The organism is Thalassospira permensis NBRC 106175 (assembly GCF_000714555.1).
Lineage (GTDB): Bacteria > Pseudomonadota > Alphaproteobacteria > Rhodospirillales > Thalassospiraceae > Thalassospira > Thalassospira xiamenensis.
Window position 1 is genome coordinate 338,638 of record NZ_AUNC01000012.1, and the last position, 17,400, is coordinate 356,037.

Below are 17,400 nucleotides of genomic sequence, written 5' to 3' on the forward strand. Positions count from 1 at the left end.
AAATGAGTCGCGGGCCAACCAATGAATTTGCGAGAACTTGAAAGCTTCAACGCCTTTATGACCTACGGTTCCGTCACCAAGGCGGCACAGGCCATGAATATCAGTCAGCCCATGGTCAGTCGGTTGTTAAACAGTTTTGAAAAATCTGTCGGGTTTGCGTTGTTCAACCGCAAACGAAACCAGCTTTCGCCAACGACCGAGGCATTGCAGTTTCACACAACGGTTCTGCGGTCGCTTAATTCTCTGCGTGAAATCGAAACACAGGCCCGCGCCATTGCCAACGAGCAGCTTGGCAGCATCCGGATCGCGGCCCAGCCGATCTATGTTGATACCTATCTTCTTGATGTGGTTGCAAAGTTCAAGTGTGCCCACCCCAATGTTGCTGTCAGTATTACCGATACCGGTCTTGAAGGCATGCTGGATATGGTCACGACCCGGCAATGTGATTTGGGAATTGGCATCACGCTTGATCTTCAGGATCCCAATATGGAAGTCATGCCGCTTGCGCAATGTCGCGCGGTGTGCCTGATGCCGCGCAATCACCGGCTGGCCGGATTTGAAACCATTGATATCGATCTTTTGCGCGGTGAAAGCTTTGTCGAACTTTCGATCGGATCGCCGCTTCGCACCAAGATTGATTATATTTTCCAGATCGCAGGCTGGCCGCGCAAGATCGCGGTCGAAGCCCGCACCATCCGAACCATTTCCCGACTGGTTGAACGCAATGTCGGTATCGCTGTTATTGATCCGTTCGCCACTTTGCTGGTCGACGAGGAAAAGGTTGTCGCACGCCCGCTGACCCCGGCAATTGAATGGGATGTCGCACTTTTCCGATCATCGGGGGAACTCAGCGCGGTCGAACGCAGTTTTCTAAGCTTCCTGCGTGCTGAATTGCCCGACCTGCGAAAGGCGGGATGTGTTCTGTGATGTGTGTGCTATGCCCGTTTGTCAAAAGCCAGCCGGGCGGCAAGTGCAAGAAATACGCAACCGGTGAAGATCTGGAACGCGCGTGCCAACCGGGCCGAGCGTGACAGAAACTGGCCAAGCTTTCCGGCAAAACCGCCCACCAGACAGTTGATGATCGTGCCGCCGATATTGAGGATCACACCAAGGATCAGAAACTGCGCCAGCACCGATCCGCGTCCCGGATCGACGAATTGGGGAATGAAGGCGAGAACGAACACAATGATCTTGGGATTGAGCAGATTGACGACGATCCCGTCGCCCCAGGCTTTCATCGCGGTTGCCGGTGCGGTTTTCGTTGGTTTCAGAACGTCCCCGCGATCCCGGAAGGACTGAATGGCCAGCCATACCAGATAGCCAATCCCGGCCCATCGCAGAATTTCCAGCGCAACCGGATGGGCGGCCATCACGGCAGCCAGTCCCAAGCCGGCAAGAAGAGTATGGATCATTGCCCCCGTCGCAATCCCGAAGCTGGCGGCCAAACCGGCACGCGGACCGGATTTGATCCCTTGCCCCAGACAAAACAGCATGTCGTTACCCGGCGTCATGTTCAGCGCCAGCGCCGTCGGGATGAAAATCAACAGGGTTTCAACAGGGATCAGCATATCGGGGCTCCGTTGGGATCAAGTACCAGCACCATAACGATGCAGGGCTGAACCGTTCTTCTTTAACCAGTGCTGCTGTTTCTTTGATGGGCCGTAAAGATCTTCGACGACAGCCCAGAAACGCGCACTATGGTTCAGTTCCTGAAGATGGGCGACTTCGTGGGCAACCACGTAATCCAGCACATCTTCAGGGGCGAGGACGAGTCGCCAGCTAAAGGACAGATTGCCATTCGATGAACAACTGCCCCAGCGCGTTCGCGTATCTTTCAGCGAAATGCGATTGACCTTCTTGCCGATCCGTTCGGCATAGGCGTGCGCACGGGGCGCGATTTCAAGCTTTGCCTGCTTTTTCAGCCAGTCGGAAACCCGGCGATTGGTATGCTCCGGAAGTCCCGAAACCCAGATCACACCTGCTTCGGCCCAAACACCGCGCTTGGCGTCGGGCACCGTGCGGATCGCATGTTCATTACCCATGAACGGCACCCAGGCCCCCGGAACGAACTGCACACGTTCGGGCAGGCGGCTCATATGGGCGGTGACCCAGTCGCCATGCTGATACAGCATCGAGATCGCTGTTTTGCGCGATATGCCGTTCGGAACGACGATTTCAACACCGTCAAACGCCGGATCGATCCGCAATTTGAGTCGCGTCGCACGCGCGCTTGGCCGCAACCGGACCGGCAAGGGGCCGATTTGCGGCAGATCGATTTCGGTTTCTTCGATATTTCGCAGCATTCAGGGTGAATTTTTCCAAAAGCGGGGTGGAATTTTCGTACTTTTTGCGCCTTTTTGGCCGGAAGGGCATCTTGCCCCTTGCCCGGCAGTAGTGTTTTCCTATACTCCGCGCTCAAGGTCTAGGGGACTTTTGCAATGTATGTGTTGCAACCCCGCAAGGGACGTTGGCCTGAATGTGCCGCGCCCCGGTTTACATCGGAAGAAGAAAGGCGTCACTCCAATGAGCGATCAGGTCAAAAAGGTGGTGCTTGCCTATTCAGGCGGGCTTGATACCTCCATCATCCTGAAATGGCTGCGCGAAGAATATAACTGCGAAGTCGTGACTTTCACCGCCGATCTCGGCCAGGGCGAGGAACTGGAACCCGCCCGCAAGAAAGCCGAGATGTTTGGCGTCAAACAGATTTTCATCGAAGATCTGCGCGAAGAATTCGTTCGCGACTATGTCTTCCCGATGTTCCGTGCGAACGCCCTTTATGAAGGTGTGTATCTGCTCGGTACCTCAATCGCGCGTCCGCTGATTGCCAAACGCCAGATTGAAATCGCCGAAGAAGTCGGTGCAGATGCCGTTTCCCACGGTGCCACCGGCAAGGGCAACGATCAGGTCCGTTTCGAGCTTGGTTACTATGCCCTTAAGCCGAATGTAAAAGTCATTGCGCCTTGGCGTGAATGGAAACTGAATTCGCGTACCGCCCTTCTTAACTTTGCCCGCGAACATCAGATTCCGATCTCGGCTGACAAGCTGGGCGGGGATGAGCCCCCATATTCAACCGATGCCAACCTTCTGCACATTTCCTATGAAGGCAAGGCGCTGGAAGATCCGTGGGTCAAGCCGAACGAACAGATGTTCGAACGGACCGTATCGCCGCAGAACGCACCCGATGCGATCACCACGATTGAAATCGAGTTTGAACAGGGTAACCCGGTTGCCGTGAATGGCGAACGTATGAGCCCGGCGACCCTTCTGACCAGGCTGAACGACGTTGCGGGCAAAAACGGCATCGGTCGTCTTGATCTGGTCGAAAACCGTTATGTCGGCATGAAATCGCGCGGCGTTTACGAAACCCCGGGTGGCACCATCCTGTCGGTGGCGCACCGCGCAATGGAAAGCATTACGCTTGACCGTAATGCCGGTCACCTCAAGGACGAGCTCATGCCGCGTTACGCCGAGATGATCTATAATGGCTACTGGTGGTCGCCGGAGCGTCAGGCCCTGCAGCGCCTGATCGACGAAACCCAGAAAACCGTCAACGGTGTTGTTCGTCTTGACCTGTACAAGGGCAACGTCACGGTTACCGGCCGCAAATCGCCGAACTCGATCTACTCCGAAGAGCATGTCACCTTCGAAGCAGATACTGTTTACAACCAGCGCGATGCAGAAGGCTTCATCAAGCTGAACGCTCTTCGCCTGCGTCTTGGTTTTGATCGCGACGGCGTGAAGTAAGTTTCACCGTTGTGATGCATTACGAAACGAGGGGTGTTCATCACCCCTCGTTTTTGTTTTGAAGCTTGGTTATAAGCACCCGATGCAGCGCTATAAATGTACCGTCGAATATAATGGGCGTCCCTATCACGGGTGGCAGTTCCAGGACGAGGTGATCTCGGTCCAGCAGGTTTTTGAAACCGCGCTGGAAAAGTTCATCGGAGAATTTGTGCGCGTATATGTATCTGGCCGAACCGATGCCGGGGTACATGCCTTTGGTCAGGTCGTGCATTTTGACCTGCCCCGCACCTATCCGGCCGATGCCGTAATGAATGCAATCAATCATCACCTCAAACCTGACCCGGTTGCCGTGATTGACTGCGTTGAAGTCGGTGAAGACTTTCACGCCCGGTTTTCATCCAAGAAACGGTACTACATGTATCGCATCGTCAATCGGCGGGCGCCGCTGACGATTGATGCCGGTCTTGCATGGGGTATTTTCAAGCCGCTTGATATTGATGCGATGAACGAAGCTGCGGCCTATCTTATCGGCACGCATGACTTCACAACCTTCCGCGCAAGCGAATGCCAGGCCAAAAGCCCGATAAAAACACTGGAAAAGCTTGTCGTGACGCGCAGCGAGCATGACCCGCTTGATATTCGTGTGCATACCGAAAGCCGGTCATTCCTGCATCATCAGGTCCGTAATATGGTCGGTACTCTTGTTCTGGTCGGCAAGGGCAACTGGAAGCCGATTGACGTCAAAACAGCACTGGAAGCTTGCGATCGCAAGGCAGGCGGTCCGACTGCTCCGGCTGACGGGCTTTATTTCGTCAAGGTCGATTACTGAACATTACGGATCTGCCGAAATTTGGCTTTCTGGTCGTTTTGATCATTTTTTGCACAAATGTTCAGTTGTTTTGATATTCTGTTATTGAACTAATAGTTAAAGAACACCAGATTCCAATAAGATAAATGCGATTTTTAAATCGCTATGTTGTTCAGGTCCGATCCATCCTGACTATCGGTCAGAATTATGGGTTGTGGGAGTTTTTTGCGTTGGTGTCTTGGGGGCCAGTGCAATGGGGTCAGGGGACGATAGATCATGTCCAGAAGTATTGTTTTCAAGGTTGCGTTGGCCGCTTTGATCATTTTGATCAGCGGTATTTTCCTGCTTGGCGTTGTGATCATGCAGCGTATTGATCAGCAGGTCAGTGATACCAGTCTGCAATCGCAAAAGCTCAACCTGCGTGTTGCCGCTCTTTTGTTGCAGGATGCCTATCCGGATTTGAAAGTTACCATCGGTGCAGACGGTGAAACGACCAAACTGGTTATGCCGGAAATTCCCGATCTTTCATCGCATAGCCTGATCGACCGTATCGGAACCGCCACAGGCCAGACGGCAACCGTGTTTTCCTGGGTGCCTGCCGAAAAGGACTTTGTTCGCGTTTCGACCAATATCATCAAGCCGGATGGCCAGCGGGCCGTTGGTACGATGCTGGGGAATGGCAGTGCTGCCTATGGCCCTACCACCTCGGGAAAAACATTCCGTGGCGAGGCGGTCATTCTTGGCACCGCCTATATCACCCAATATACGCCGATCTTTAATCCGGGCGGTGATGTGATCGGCATTCTTTATGTCGGTATTGCCAAGGCCGAAGTTGCCGAAGTTGCAACTGCTATCGAGCTTCGTATCGCGATTGCCGGTATTGTCGTTGCCCTGATCGCCGGGGTGTTGCTGGTGGTTCTGTTGCGCTGGCAGCTTGGGCCGCTTCATGTTCTGGGCAATACCATTGCCCGTTTTGTCGACCGCGATTTTTCCGGCGATGTTGCCTATACGATGCGCAAGGATGAAATTGGTGTGATTGCTGATGGTCTTGTCCGCTGGAAGGAAACAGCAGGCCAGATCAAGGAAGCCGAAGAAGCACGCATCACGGCCGAAAAGCGTAACGAGGATGAACGCGTTCAGCAACGCAACCGTCTTGCGAAGCAACTTGAGGAATCGGTCGGTCAGATCGTTTCGTCGGTGCGTCAGGCGACCGAGGGCATGATGCGCTCAACCCGCCAGATGCGTGAATCAGCGGATCATTCGGTCCGTCAAAGCAGCCATGTCAGCGAAGCCGCCAATGAGTCGGCCCGCAGTGTCCAGACGGTTGCTGCCGCGACCGAGGAACTTTCGGCATCAATTACCGGCATCGGAAGCCAGGTTGACGAATCGACATCGATTGCGGAGACCGCCGTTACCGAAGCATCGCGGGCTAACGAAATGGTTAGCGGCCTCGCCGAAGCTGCCGAGCGGATTGGCGAAGTCGTCAGTCTGATTAACGATATCGCCGCACAGACCAACCTTCTGGCACTAAACGCCACCATCGAGGCCGCCCGCGCCGGCGAGGCGGGCAAAGGCTTTGCTGTTGTTGCGCAGGAAGTCAAAAACCTTGCCAATCAGACGGCAAAGGCAACCGATGAAATTGCCCAGCAGATTGGCGCGATCCAAAGTGAAACCAAATTGACGGTCGAGGCCATCGAAAAAGTGACCCAGACCATCGCGACCATCAACGATATCACCAATGGCATTTCGTCGTCAGTGTCCGAACAGAATGCTGCTGTTGGCGAAATTGCCAATAGCGCCTCGACCGCATCGCGTGGTTCAAGCGAGGTCGTCAGCAATATCGAGGAAATCCATCAGGCCGCCAGCAGCAGCGGTGCTGCCGCAAACGAGCTTGATACAAATGTCGGTGCGTTGTCAGGACAGATCGAAACCCTGCACAGAACCGTATCCGACTTCCTCAAACAGCTGCGTGCCGGTTAAGGTTTTTTGGTTCTTCGGGTGAGTTTCGCTCACCCGAAGAACCAATGCCACAGAAACGGCAGGGTGAGCGCGGTGGCCAGCGTATTTAACCCCATTGCAAGACCCGAAAACGCCCCGGCCGTTTCATTGACCTGAAACGCCCGTGCTGTACCGATCCCGTGTGCGGCAACCCCCATGGCAAATCCGCGCGCCCGCCAGTCTTTCAATCGTGCCAAGTTCATCACCATCGGACCGAGCGTTGCGCCGACAATACCGGTAGCGATTACGCAAACCGCAGTCAGGGCCGGGACACCGCCAATTTCATCGGCAATACCCATAGCAACAGGTGTCGTAACTGATTTCGGTGCCAGGGACGCCAGTGTTTCCGGGCTGGCCCCAAGGGCCCAGGCCAGCACAACCGTGCTGACACTCGCAACCAGCGATCCGAACAGCACACCGAAAATAATCACCGGCAATGCCCGTTTCAGTGTTTCCATCTGGCGAAATAGCGGCACGGCAAGGGCGACCGTTGCCGGGCCCAAAAGAAAGTGCACAAACTGCGCCCCTTCGAAATAGGTGGCATAAGGCGTACCCGTGCTTTCCAGCAGAAGCGCAATCAACGCAATGGCGATTACCACCGGATTGCAAACCGGATTACGGTTGGTTTTCTGATACAGCCAGAACCCGATGGAATAGGCGACAAGCGTAATGGTAAGGCCGGTCAACGGCTTGGTCGAAAGATAAACCCAAAGCTGCGTGATATCTGTCTCGCCCATTATTTTGCCTCCCCGTCGCTAACCGATGCCTTCGGTTTGGGAAGAAGTTTCGACATCAGAAGGGCGGTCAGTACCATCGCAAGCAGGGTGGAAAAAATCAGGGCGGCGGTAATCGGCAACCAGTCCCCGCGCAGCCGGTCAAGCTGCGTTACAACACCGACACCGGCCGGAACGAACAGCAGCGAAAAATGGATCAGAAGGTTATCGGCTGCATCTGTCAAAACCTTGGGCGGGTGGCGTTTGACAATCAGCCCGATAAACAAAAGCCCAAGCCCGATCACCGGGCCGGGGACCGGCAGGTCAAACAGTTCCGATATTACCTCGCCAAACAGCTGGCAGACGAGGATCAGGGCAAACGCAGCAATCATCAGCAACCTCCCGACATTTATGTCTTTGGATTAGACATAATGACTTTGCGCCCGTTCGACTTTTATTAATAACGAAAAACGCCCGTGCGGAAATGGCACAGGCGTTTGAAGTCATTCGATATTTCAGGTGGCCCTAAAGGATTTCCAGAACACTTTCCGGCGGTCGCCCAATGGCGGCCTTGTGGCCATTGACCACAATCGGGCGTTCAATCGCGCGCGGATGGGCACAAAGGGCTTCGATCAGCGCGTCACCACGAAGATCGGCAATGCCTTCTTCTTTGGCTTCTTTTTTGCGCAGGATATCTTCTGGGGCCATGCCCAGCATGCCAAGAATTTCGTTTAATTCCTGCGGGGTGGGCGGCGTATCCAGATACTGGATCACGTCGGGGGTGATCCCCTGCTCCTCAATCAGTGCAAGAGTCTGGCGCGACTTGGAACAACGCGGATTGTGATAGATACGGACCATCATATTCATGGTTCTCCTTCACGTAAAAGGCAGCCTGTATCGGTTCTTTTTAGGGGCTCGATACCGATTGCACCAGTCTGTTGTTGCCTATTTCACCATCATCCAGATCGCCATCGCGACCATCATGATGTTTTCCGTCAGTGAAATGAAACCAAGCGGAACATTGCTGTCCCCACCGACACAGGCACATTTAAGATCGCGCTTATCGATATAAACCGCCTTGAAAACCGATATCGCCCCGATTGTCCCGATGAAAAGGGCAACGGGAACGGCAATCCACATAAGCGCGCCAACAATCATAAGCACACCTGCCAGTGCTTCACCAAACGGGTAAAGATAGGCATATCGCACCCACCGTTGCGCCAGCAGGTCATAACCCAGAAACATGTTGGAAAAACTTTCGATATCCCGAAGCTTCAGGATGGCAAGGATGCACATCGACGTTGCGATGAACCATTCAACTGCCCGAACAGTCAGAAAATCACCAAAAGCAGCCCAGCTAAGGCCCAGCGCCATAAGGGCTGCCATGCCAAAAACGGCAATGACCGGCTGATAGGTAACCGAATTGCCATCATTTACCGGCTTGCCGAAATATTCCCGCAATTCGTCATGGCCACCGATCCGTTCGCCATCAATGAATGTCTGCGGTGTCGTATCGACATTGTGTTCTGCCTGAAAGTCGTCGGTTTCTTTCCGGGTGGTCAGCCAGTGATCATCGACGGCGTATCTTTCTCTTTTCAAAAGATCGCGCGATTTCAGGCCGAACGGGCAGATATGCTCGTCCATCACCATCCGGTAAAGCGTTGCCTTGCGTGTCTGTGCGGTCATGACTTGATCTCTCTCGTCTTGCCTTTGGGTCTACGCTTTTATGGAACTTGTCGGGGCGGCATTTGTTCCACATAACGCAGAAACGCCTTCTTTCGGGGTTTGAAAAACGCCAGGGCAGTAATCAGATGCCGTCAATCATGGAGAGCAGATCGTTCAGGTGATCCAGATCGCTATCAATGATCCGGGTGGCGGTGTCATAGCCAAACCCCTGCCGTGCAAGTGCAGCCAGATCCTTGTCGCGTTTTTCATCCCGCTGGTCGGGGCGGCGAAACGGGCCAAGCCGACGGCGTCGGGCATAGGCCGCGGCGGCGGCAAGGTTGGGATCGGTACCCCGGACATCTTCGTAGGCCGCCTGATCGGCTTCCTGTCTGAGGTCGGTGATGGTGTCATCAATCATGTGCGAAGCAATGCCGCGTGCATTCAGATCGGCGGCGATAACCCGCATGGCTTTGCCCTTGCGCAGAAGCGATCTGGCACGTCCCTTGGCATAGGCAGTGTCATTGATAAATCCGGCATTCTCGCAAGTGTTCAGAACGCTTTTCATCCATTCTTCGGCTTCCTGCGGATCGGTGCCGTATTCCGCAACCGAAAGCCTGATTTTGCCGCGCATCAGTTTTTCAAGCCGGGCACGTGACGCGGCAAAGCGTTCCAGATACCAGGTGGCATAATTCATCAGATAGTCGCGCGTGACCCGGCGCGGCTTTTTGGGTTCGCGTGGATTACGGTCTTTACCTTTAGCCCTGCCTTTGTCGGTAAAACTGGCGTTTCCGCCAAATTTTTCCGCTTGGCTGTCAGGCGCTAAATCACTGCGGTTTTCGTGTGATTCTTTCATTTCACCCAATGCTGATCGATACGCACCCTTGCACTTGATGCCCGACTCTCCCTATTTTACCGGCAATTGTCTGCATTTTTTCGAAGGATATTTCATGCAAGAGCTAGCACCGCGTCAAATGGGCGCGATCAACTGGCTCGGTCTGTGGACGCTTTATGCCAAGGAAGTTCGACGTTTTCTGAACGTTCATCTGCAAACCATCGGGGCCCCGGTGGTTACCAGCCTGTTATTCATGGCGGTATTCCTTCTGGCACTCGGGCGCGCGGTCGAGACGGTCAATGGCGTTCCCTTCGCCACCTTCCTTGCCCCCGGTCTGGTCATGATGACCATGGCCCAAAACGCATTTGCCAATACCTCAAGCTCGATCATCATATCGAAAGTACAGGGCAATATTGTCGATGTTCTGATGCCGCCGCTTTCGGCCGGTGAAATGGTTGCCGGTTTTGCCTTCGGCGCGGTTACGCGCGGCATCATGGTGGGTGTCGCCACCACCATTGTCATGGCGTTCTTTGTTGATGTCGGCATCCATAATATCTGGGCTATCCTGTATTTCGGAATTTCGGCATCGCTGATGTTGTCGCTTCTGGGGATTGCCGGTGGTGTCTGGTCCGAGAAATTCGATCACATTGCTGTTGTGACCAACTTTGTCATCACCCCGCTTTCCTTCCTGTCGGGCACATTCTATAGCGCCGAAAACCTGCCCGAAGCCGGCAAGGTACTGGTCCATTACAACCCGTTCTTCTACATGATTGACGGGTTCCGCTATGGCTTTACCGGGGTTTCGGACGGCACGGTAATGACCGGAGTTGTGGTCTTGGCCGTGGTCAATGTCCTGCTTTGGATTCTGTGCTATCGCATGATCAAAAGCGGCTACAAGCTTAAGGCCTGATCGCCAAAACAGGGCGGATTTCAGCATTAAATTCCGTTTAAGGGCAGCATTCCGCATCGGATGCTGCCCTTTTTCATATCAGCCCTGTCTATCTAAGGGGTTTTGCGTCGTTGACAGAGGTCAGGAATCTCTTGATACTCCGCGGCTTCCCGGTATTCTGCCGGAGCTGACCTGTTGGTCAGGAATGATTTTTTACCCCTGATTGAGGAATGAAGAAGTGATTACTCCCGTCATGCCGACCTACGCGCGGGCCGATCTGGCCTTTGAGAAAGGTGAAGGACCTTATCTCTATGCGCAGGACGGCCGACGATTCCTCGATTTCGGGTCGGGTATTGCGGTGAATACCCTTGGCCATGCGCATCCGCATCTGGTCGAAGCCTTGACCGAACAGGCCAAAAAGGTTTGGCACACGTCGAACCTGTACCGGATTCCGGGGCAGGAAAAGCTGGCGGCACGTCTGGTTGAAAATACCTTTGCCGACACCGTGTTCTTCTGCAACTCCGGGGCGGAGGCCAACGAAGCTGGCATCAAGATGCTGCGCCGCTACCAGTATGTCAGCGGCCATGCCGAAAAGAACCGGATTCTGGTGGCAACCAATGCCTTCCACGGCCGGACTCTGGGCACCCTGACGGCTGGTTACAGCGATAAATACCGCGAGGGCTTTGGCCCGATGCCAGATGGTTTCGACCGCGTTGCATTTGGCAATCTGAACGAATTGCGCGATGCGATCACGCCCGAGACCGCCGGTATTCTGGTCGAACCGATCCAGGGTGAAGGTGGTATCTGCAAGGCCCCCGAAGGGTATCTTGAAGGGCTGCGCAAGGCTGCCGACGAGTTCGGCCTGCTGGTTATGTTTGACGAAGTCCAGACCGGCGTTGGTCGCACGGGCAAACTTTACGCCTATGAATGGTCGGACATGGTTCCCGATATCATTTCGTCGGCCAAGGGCCTTGGCGGTGGTTTCCCTGTCGGGGCTTTGCTTGCCAATGAAAAGGCGGCGGCGGCCCTGACGGCGGGTATGCATGGCACAACCTTTGGCGGCAACCCGCTTGCCATGGCGGCTGCAAATGCGGTCCTCGACGAAGTTCTTAAACCCGGTTTCATGGACAATGTTCTTGCCATGAGCCAGTTGATCCGTGACGGCCTTGCGGCCATTGCCCGCAAACATCCGGGCTTTATCGCGGAAGTTCGTGGCATGGGCCTGCTTTTGGGCATGAAAACTGTGCCGACCAATGTTGATGTTGTCGCCAAGTTGCGTGAACTGGGTCTTTTGACCGTTCCGGCAGGCGATAATGTGGTGCGCCTGTTGCCGCCGCTTAACATCACCAAAACCCATGTCGACGAGGCGCTGGCAGCAATCGATGCCGCCGCGGCAGCCTTGGCGCAATAAGGAAGACTAAAATGACTGATATCAGGCACTTTCTCGATCTCGACAAATTGTCGGCGGGAACGCTGAACGATATTCTTGAACTTGGAGCGGTGGAAAAGGCAGGCAAGGCACCGTTTGGTGACAAACCGCTGGCGGGCAAAACCCTTGCCCTGATCTTTGAAAAGCCGTCAACACGTACGCGTGTGTCTTTCGAAGTCGGCATGCGACAGCTTGGCGGTGACGTTGTGATCCTTGATGCCGCAAGTTCGCAACTTGGCCGTGGTGAAACCATTGCCGATACCGCGCGTGTCCTGTCGCGGTTTGTTGATGCGATCATGATCCGTACCACGGACGAATCGAAACTGCTGGAACTGGCGAAATATGCCACCGTTCCGGTGATCAATGGCCTGACCGATCAAAGCCACCCCTGCCAGATCATGGCCGACCTTATGACCGTCAAGGAACACAAGGGCCGCCTTGAAGGACTTAAATTCGCCTGGGTCGGGGATGGCAACAATGTTTCCGCGTCCTTTATCCATGCGTCGCCGAAATTCGGGTTCTCGCTTGATATGGCCTGTCCGGCGGGTTATCGCCCCAATCAGGGCCTGATCGAAACCGCTAATGCGGAGGGCGGCAAGGTTCGCATGACCGATATGGACAGTGCGCTGGACGGGGCCGACGTTATCGTTACCGATTGCTGGGTTTCGATGGGGGACGATGACGCCGATGCCCGCATGGAAGCATTGGCCCCCTATCAGGTCAATTCCGCCGCGATGGCAAAGGCAAACAAGGATGCGATCTTCATGCATTGCCTGCCTGCCCATCGGAACGAAGAAGTCACCGACGATGTGATCGACGGGCCGCAATCGGTGGTGTTTGACGAAGCCGAAAACCGTCTGCATGCGCAGAAAGGGGTTCTGCTATACTGCTTTAATGGCTTGCCTTCCTGACGGTGCAGACTAAATAAGCATCAGAATTTTGGGGCGGACAGTGATGTTCGCCCCTTTGCTTTGGCGTGACATGGCTGGACAATGCGGTTCTGCTGTTGTTATACGCCCCGGAACACGTAAAAACGCGGAACCCGAAAATGCAGATCGCTGTCGATTTTTGTCAGCCCTTCACGCTGGATCATTCCAATATTCGCGGCCGTTTCGCACGGCTTGGCCCGACGGTGCAGACCATCATCGGTCAGCACAGCTATCCGTCGCTCGCAAATCATCTGCTGGGCGAAATCATCGGGCTGGCTGTCCTGCTGTCCTCGGCGCTGAAATACGAAGGCCTTTTCACCCTTCAGACCTCGTCTGATGGTCCGATTGGCATGATGGTTGTCGACGTCGATAGCGATGGCAACATTCGCGCCTGTGCGCGTGTTGACGAAGACCGCCTCAGCACCATGATTGCAGCCGAAGACGGCGGTGAAGACGCCCTGCGCGGACAGGTGCACAAGCTGATGGGGCATGGCCACATCGCTTTCACCGTGGACCAGGGCGGTGATCATGAACGCTATCAGGGTATTGTCTCGCTTGAAGGCAATACGCTTTCCGAATGTGCCGAGGCCTATTTCCGTCAGTCCGAACAGATCGAAGCTTCCTTCAAGCTTGAAGTCCATCAGGGTGAACAGGCCAATGACTGGTGGGTTGGCGGTCTGTTCCTGCAGCGTCTTCCGGCCAGTGCTTCGGGCGATGCTGCAACCCCGGAAGAAGCCGAAAAAATCACCGAGGACTGGAACCGCTCCAAGATCCTGATGGCAAGTGCGACCGAAAACGAACTGGTCGATATTTCGCTATCGGCGCATGATCTGATCTGGCGTCTGTTCCACGACGAAGAACCGCGCGTGTTTGATCAGACAGCGTTGCAGTTCAAATGCCGTTGTTCGCGCCAGAAGATCGAAGGCGCGCTTGTATCCTATCCGCTTGAAGAACTTCTGGATATGCGCGAACCCGACAGCGGCGAAGTCGCGGTTTCCTGCCAGTTCTGCAACACGCGATATGGCTTTAACGAGGCCGATCTGCGTGCGCTCAAATCCGGCGACGATGCATAAGTTTCTGCATCGGGGCGGTTTTTGATCGTCACAGCCTTGCCTTAATCATCAAGCAACGTCACCATGCCCACACAAAGGTATGGTGGCGTTTTTATTTGAGGCAGGAGAAAGACTTGATGAAGGCATTGTCCATCAATGGAATGCGCATGGCCCTGGCGGGTGCGGTTGTTGCTCTTCTGGCGGCCTGTACCAGCGCACCGGTGCAAACCTATCCCGATGTGACCTGGCGCCATCTTGACCCGATTGTATTTGCAGCCGGGCCGATTGAAAAAGTGGCAGCCTATCCGGCCGGGGGTGACAACAACCTTGAAAGCTATCTGCCGTTCAGCCTTGGCAAGATGGCGATGAACTGGCCTGATGACCGCATCCAGACGGCAGGCACCAGTGATGTTTTGCGTTATAGCGTGACGGAGGCATCCATTACCTCAAGCGTGCTTAAGACGAAGAAGGGTTTTTCGGGTGTTTTTACCGATGATCAGTCCGAAAAGGTCGAAATGAAAGTTTCGGCCAAGCTTGAAGTCCTTGATCCGAACGGCACCCAGAAGGGTGAAGTTGCTGCAACCGCAGTTCGCACCCGGACCCTCGCGGAATCGATGTCCGTCGCCGAACGTGAAAAGGCGGTCTATGACGAAACCGCAACGCTCCTGATGGACCTAGATCGTGAACTCGAACGTCAGATCAATGCCAATCTGGGGCGTTTCCTGCTGCAGTGATCGACTTCCTGTTTGGGATTTGAACAAAGCCCAAGGACCGCGATGATCTGCCATCGCGGTCTTTTTTGTTGCGCGCCACTGCGACACGCGGGACAAACATCGAGTTACAATTTCCAGTTGCCAGATTGTGCCAAGCCTTATGTTTGAGATCCCGTTGCCCTTCGTTGTTGCCTTGTTGCTGGCGATTTTGCTGGTGCGCCTGACCCTGCGCGGTCCGGCCGGGCCTGTCGGGCGGAGCATGCGGATATTCGTTGCCGCCAGTCTGGCACTGGTGATTATGGTCGGGTTGCGCTGGCAATTTGATCTTTTGGTTTTCCGTTTCTTGCGACCCTTGTTTGCCGCGATGCTGCCGCCCATCGCCTGGATATGCTTTGCCGCACTCGGTTCGGAGGAGCGGTCGCAAACCAGATGGCGTTGGCTGCACATTATCCCGGTTTTGGCGATTTTCATCGCAAGTCTGACCTGGCGAAAATGGCATATCCAGGTTGATTTCCTGATTGCAGTGGAGTTTGCCGGATATGGTATTGCGCTAATGATTCTGGCCAGCCGCGGCGAAGACCGTTTTGCGCAGGCACGGCTGGGCGATATCGGATCGGTTCGGGGCATTGTTGCCGTGGTTGGCGGGGCGCTGATTTTCTCAGGGCTCGTTGACGGGCTAATCGCCCTTGATTTCAGCATCACGCAAGGCACAAACGTTACAACAATCGTCGGCTATGCGCAGTTGGTTGTTCTGGTGGTGTTGGCGTTGCTCATGGTCCGGTTAGAGCGGCTCAGTCCGCAGACCACGCAGTTGACTGACAGCGTGACCGAACCCGCACTTGCGCAGCATAAAGACGACCGCAAAGACAACAACGATATCGCCGGGGATGATGCCATCCTTGCCGCGATTGATGAGGTCATGCGCACGCAGCATCTGTATCGGGATCCTGATCTGACACTGGACCGGTTGGCGCGCCGTGTGGTGATCCCGGCGCGGCAAATTTCCGGGGCGATTAACCGCCGGTTCGGGCGCAATGTGTCACAGGTCGTCAATGAATACCGCGTGGCAGAGGCGCAAACTCTGTTGCAGACGACCGCTAAGCCGGTAACCGAAATCATGTTTGACTGCGGGTTTCAGACCAAATCGAACTTTAACCGCGAATTTGGTCGCGTGACCGGGATGGGTCCACGGGCATATCGCGACGCGGACCCAAGTTCTGATCAACTGGCCCCCGATCAACCGTTCGGTCCGATCAGGAAGCTGTTTTTAGAGAATGCAGAAAGTCGAGAATAAGCGTAATGGTCTGTTGATGCAGATCTGATCGATCCGTTGCGTCATCGCCATCGAGACAGATAATGCCATCACCCGGGACGTCCTGTTCAAGGAGGATCGCGGCATTTGGTTTGCATTCCGGCAGGAAGCTGAAATGCGCGGCACCGGGCAGGTCATGATATTGGACTAAGTTGGTCGGCATGTGTTGGATCAGATAACCCGATTCAAGTTCCTTGGGGATTTTCGGATTGGATGAACCGGCAGCAATGACCAGAACCGGGATGTCGATGGCCGCCAGACTTTCCGGGGTAAAACCACGGGCAAGGCCAAGATCAAGCGAGATCGCAGCACGAATGCGTTTGTCTTTAAGGTCGGCGGCAAGCTTTGTGCGTTCTTTTGGTGTACGGCCTACTTCAAGTTCGTTGAGGCCATCACAGGCGGCGAGTTCGGGATGCTGTTTGCAGTCCCCGTCCATGTGATCCATGTCCATCTGCGCGCCTGCGAGCTCAAGTGCAGTCCATCCGCCCAGTGAATGACCAATGACCGTGATGTTGGTTCCGTCCAGATGGGGCGACCATGCGAGATCTTCGGTCAGCGATGTGATCAGGTGACTGATATCAAGCGGGCGGAGCCATAATGCAGATCCGACTTCGGCGGTAACATCGCGGCTGGTGGTTCCGGGGTGATTGATCGCGGCCACCACATAGCCCGCCTGCGCCAGTGCGGTGGCAAGCCATCCCTGATTGCGCCAGTTGCCGCCAAACCCGTGCGACATCACGACCAAGGGATGGCGTCCGTCCTGAATTTTGGCATCAGGCTGCACCATCTGACCGAAAAAGACCGGGTTTTCGCCAACAGGTACTGCCGGGTATGTATCGCTGGTCGGATACCAGATTGCACCAACCAATGCGCGGTTCCCATCGCTTGCGCCGATGGTGGTTTCCGTGAAACCAACGGCATAGGGCGCGCCATGAGATGGTGTGGCCATGACAAAAGCCGCCAGAGTGGCCAGCGTGGTGACGGTAAAACGCAACATGCTTGATCCTTCAAACCAAATGAAATGATGCGATGAGTTTTACCGGTCGGGGAGCTGTTGGCGTCCTGGATCGCGATCAAGGACCTTTCAGTGTGCCGTCCTAAAATACGTTGACGGTTTTTCCAGAAGCCAGCGGCCTAATCATCCGCTGGCTTTTTGATGCACGCATTCTGGTGTTTGCATTGCCAGAGCGATGTGCGGTCGCATGGTATTGTAAGCATTGATGGCTTCGTTGAACAGCTTGGCTAGATCTTCGAATGTTTTGCACCGGTGCAGGATGAACTCCTGTTTGAGAATGCCATTGACGCGCTCGGCCAAA

At 54.8% G+C, this 17,400-nt stretch carries 19 protein-coding genes; 10 read left to right on the forward strand and 9 right to left on the reverse strand.

Translation table 11 applies throughout. The annotated features are described in order from the left end of the window. The first annotated feature begins 21 nt into the window (after positions 1–21). Positions 22–927 carry a LysR family transcriptional regulator gene (locus SMB34_RS08755; protein WP_037989177.1) on the forward strand — a complete coding sequence of 302 codons (906 nt, stop codon included), beginning with the start codon at positions 22–24 and terminating at the stop codon, positions 925–927. A gap of 8 nt (positions 928–935) precedes the next feature. Here the strand turns inward: SMB34_RS08755 and SMB34_RS08760 are convergent, their stop codons facing one another. Both SMB34_RS08760 and SMB34_RS08765 read right to left on the reverse strand, forming a co-directional pair. Then, positions 936–1,568, reverse strand: coding sequence for a LysE family translocator (locus SMB34_RS08760; RefSeq protein ID WP_037989178.1), 633 nt, complete (start codon positions 1,566–1,568; stop codon positions 936–938). A gap of 18 nt (positions 1,569–1,586) precedes the next feature. Beyond that, entirely contained in the window at positions 1,587–2,303 is a 717-nt protein-coding gene (locus SMB34_RS08765; protein ID WP_037989180.1) for a M48 family metallopeptidase, read from the reverse strand. Positions 2,304–2,523: 220 nt separating this feature from the next. Between SMB34_RS08765 and SMB34_RS08770 the strand changes: the two genes are divergently transcribed. The 3 genes from SMB34_RS08770 to SMB34_RS08780 all read left to right on the forward strand — a co-directional run bounded on the left by SMB34_RS08770 (position 2,524) and on the right by SMB34_RS08780 (position 6,532). Further along, positions 2,524–3,744 carry an argininosuccinate synthase gene (locus SMB34_RS08770; RefSeq protein ID WP_037989181.1) on the forward strand — a complete coding sequence of 407 codons (1,221 nt, stop codon included), beginning with the start codon at positions 2,524–2,526 and terminating at the stop codon, positions 3,742–3,744. 82 nt (positions 3,745–3,826) lie between these two features. After that, the gene (truA, locus tag SMB34_RS08775) at positions 3,827–4,573 is read left to right on the forward strand and encodes a tRNA pseudouridine(38-40) synthase TruA (RefSeq protein ID WP_037989182.1); all 747 of its coding nucleotides are present in this window, start codon (positions 3,827–3,829) and stop codon (positions 4,571–4,573) included. 255 nt (positions 4,574–4,828) lie between these two features. After that, the gene (locus SMB34_RS08780) at positions 4,829–6,532 is read left to right on the forward strand and encodes a methyl-accepting chemotaxis protein (RefSeq protein ID WP_037989184.1); all 1,704 of its coding nucleotides are present in this window, start codon (positions 4,829–4,831) and stop codon (positions 6,530–6,532) included. Between the two features lie 29 nt (positions 6,533–6,561). On the opposite strand, the gene SMB34_RS08785 is transcribed toward SMB34_RS08780, so the two are convergent. The 5 genes from SMB34_RS08785 to SMB34_RS08805 all read right to left on the reverse strand — a co-directional run bounded on the left by SMB34_RS08785 (position 6,562) and on the right by SMB34_RS08805 (position 9,781). Beyond that, positions 6,562–7,287, reverse strand: coding sequence for an LrgB family protein (locus SMB34_RS08785; RefSeq protein ID WP_007088300.1), 726 nt, complete (start codon positions 7,285–7,287; stop codon positions 6,562–6,564). Beyond that, positions 7,287–7,655, reverse strand: coding sequence for a CidA/LrgA family protein (locus tag SMB34_RS08790; RefSeq protein WP_037989338.1), 369 nt, complete (start codon positions 7,653–7,655; stop codon positions 7,287–7,289). Before SMB34_RS08790 ends, SMB34_RS08785 begins: the two co-directional genes overlap by 1 nt. Before the next feature lie 133 nt (positions 7,656–7,788). After that, positions 7,789–8,124, reverse strand: coding sequence for an arsenate reductase (glutaredoxin) (arsC, locus tag SMB34_RS08795; protein WP_417834282.1), 336 nt, complete (start codon positions 8,122–8,124; stop codon positions 7,789–7,791). An 84-nt stretch (positions 8,125–8,208) separates the two neighbouring features. Beyond that, on the reverse strand, positions 8,209–8,949 hold the full coding sequence (locus SMB34_RS08800; RefSeq protein ID WP_037989190.1) for a MauE/DoxX family redox-associated membrane protein: 741 nt from the start codon (positions 8,947–8,949) through the stop codon (positions 8,209–8,211). A gap of 121 nt (positions 8,950–9,070) precedes the next feature. Next, complete coding sequence (locus tag SMB34_RS08805) at positions 9,071–9,781, reverse strand: regulatory protein RecX (RefSeq protein ID WP_037989192.1); 711 nt, start codon at positions 9,779–9,781, stop codon at positions 9,071–9,073. A gap of 94 nt (positions 9,782–9,875) precedes the next feature. On the opposite strand from SMB34_RS08805, the gene SMB34_RS08810 reads away from it, so the two are divergent. The 6 genes from SMB34_RS08810 (at position 9,876) to SMB34_RS21455 (ending at position 16,066) form a co-directional block, all read left to right on the forward strand. Then, complete coding sequence (locus SMB34_RS08810; RefSeq protein ID WP_037989340.1) at positions 9,876–10,670, forward strand: ABC transporter permease; 795 nt, start codon at positions 9,876–9,878, stop codon at positions 10,668–10,670. A gap of 232 nt (positions 10,671–10,902) precedes the next feature. Further along, positions 10,903–12,060, forward strand: a complete 1,158-nt coding sequence (locus tag SMB34_RS08815) for an aspartate aminotransferase family protein (protein ID WP_037989194.1) — start codon at positions 10,903–10,905, stop codon at positions 12,058–12,060. Between the two features lie 11 nt (positions 12,061–12,071). After that, a complete protein-coding gene (argF, locus tag SMB34_RS08820; RefSeq protein ID WP_037989196.1) occupies positions 12,072–12,989 on the forward strand; it encodes an ornithine carbamoyltransferase in 918 nt (305 codons plus the stop codon). A gap of 137 nt (positions 12,990–13,126) precedes the next feature. Beyond that, entirely contained in the window at positions 13,127–14,080 is a 954-nt protein-coding gene (gene hslO / locus SMB34_RS08825; protein WP_037989342.1) for an Hsp33 family molecular chaperone HslO, read from the forward strand. Between the two features lie 116 nt (positions 14,081–14,196). Continuing rightward, the gene (locus tag SMB34_RS08830) at positions 14,197–14,793 is read left to right on the forward strand and encodes a hypothetical protein (RefSeq protein ID WP_037989199.1); all 597 of its coding nucleotides are present in this window, start codon (positions 14,197–14,199) and stop codon (positions 14,791–14,793) included. Positions 14,794–14,932: 139 nt separating this feature from the next. Beyond that, on the forward strand, positions 14,933–16,066 hold the full coding sequence (locus SMB34_RS21455) for a helix-turn-helix domain-containing protein (protein ID WP_051682198.1): 1,134 nt from the start codon (positions 14,933–14,935) through the stop codon (positions 16,064–16,066). On the opposite strand, the gene SMB34_RS08840 is transcribed toward SMB34_RS21455, so the two are convergent. Both SMB34_RS08840 and SMB34_RS20870 read right to left on the reverse strand, forming a co-directional pair. After that, entirely contained in the window at positions 16,026–17,081 is a 1,056-nt protein-coding gene (locus SMB34_RS08840) for an alpha/beta hydrolase family protein (protein WP_037989202.1), read from the reverse strand. The two genes, SMB34_RS21455 and SMB34_RS08840, sit on opposite strands and share 41 nt — an antisense overlap. Positions 17,082–17,222: 141 nt before the next feature. Continuing rightward, a partial coding sequence (locus SMB34_RS20870) for an integrase core domain-containing protein (protein WP_084716535.1) occupies positions 17,223–17,400 on the reverse strand: 178 nt, incomplete at its 5' end.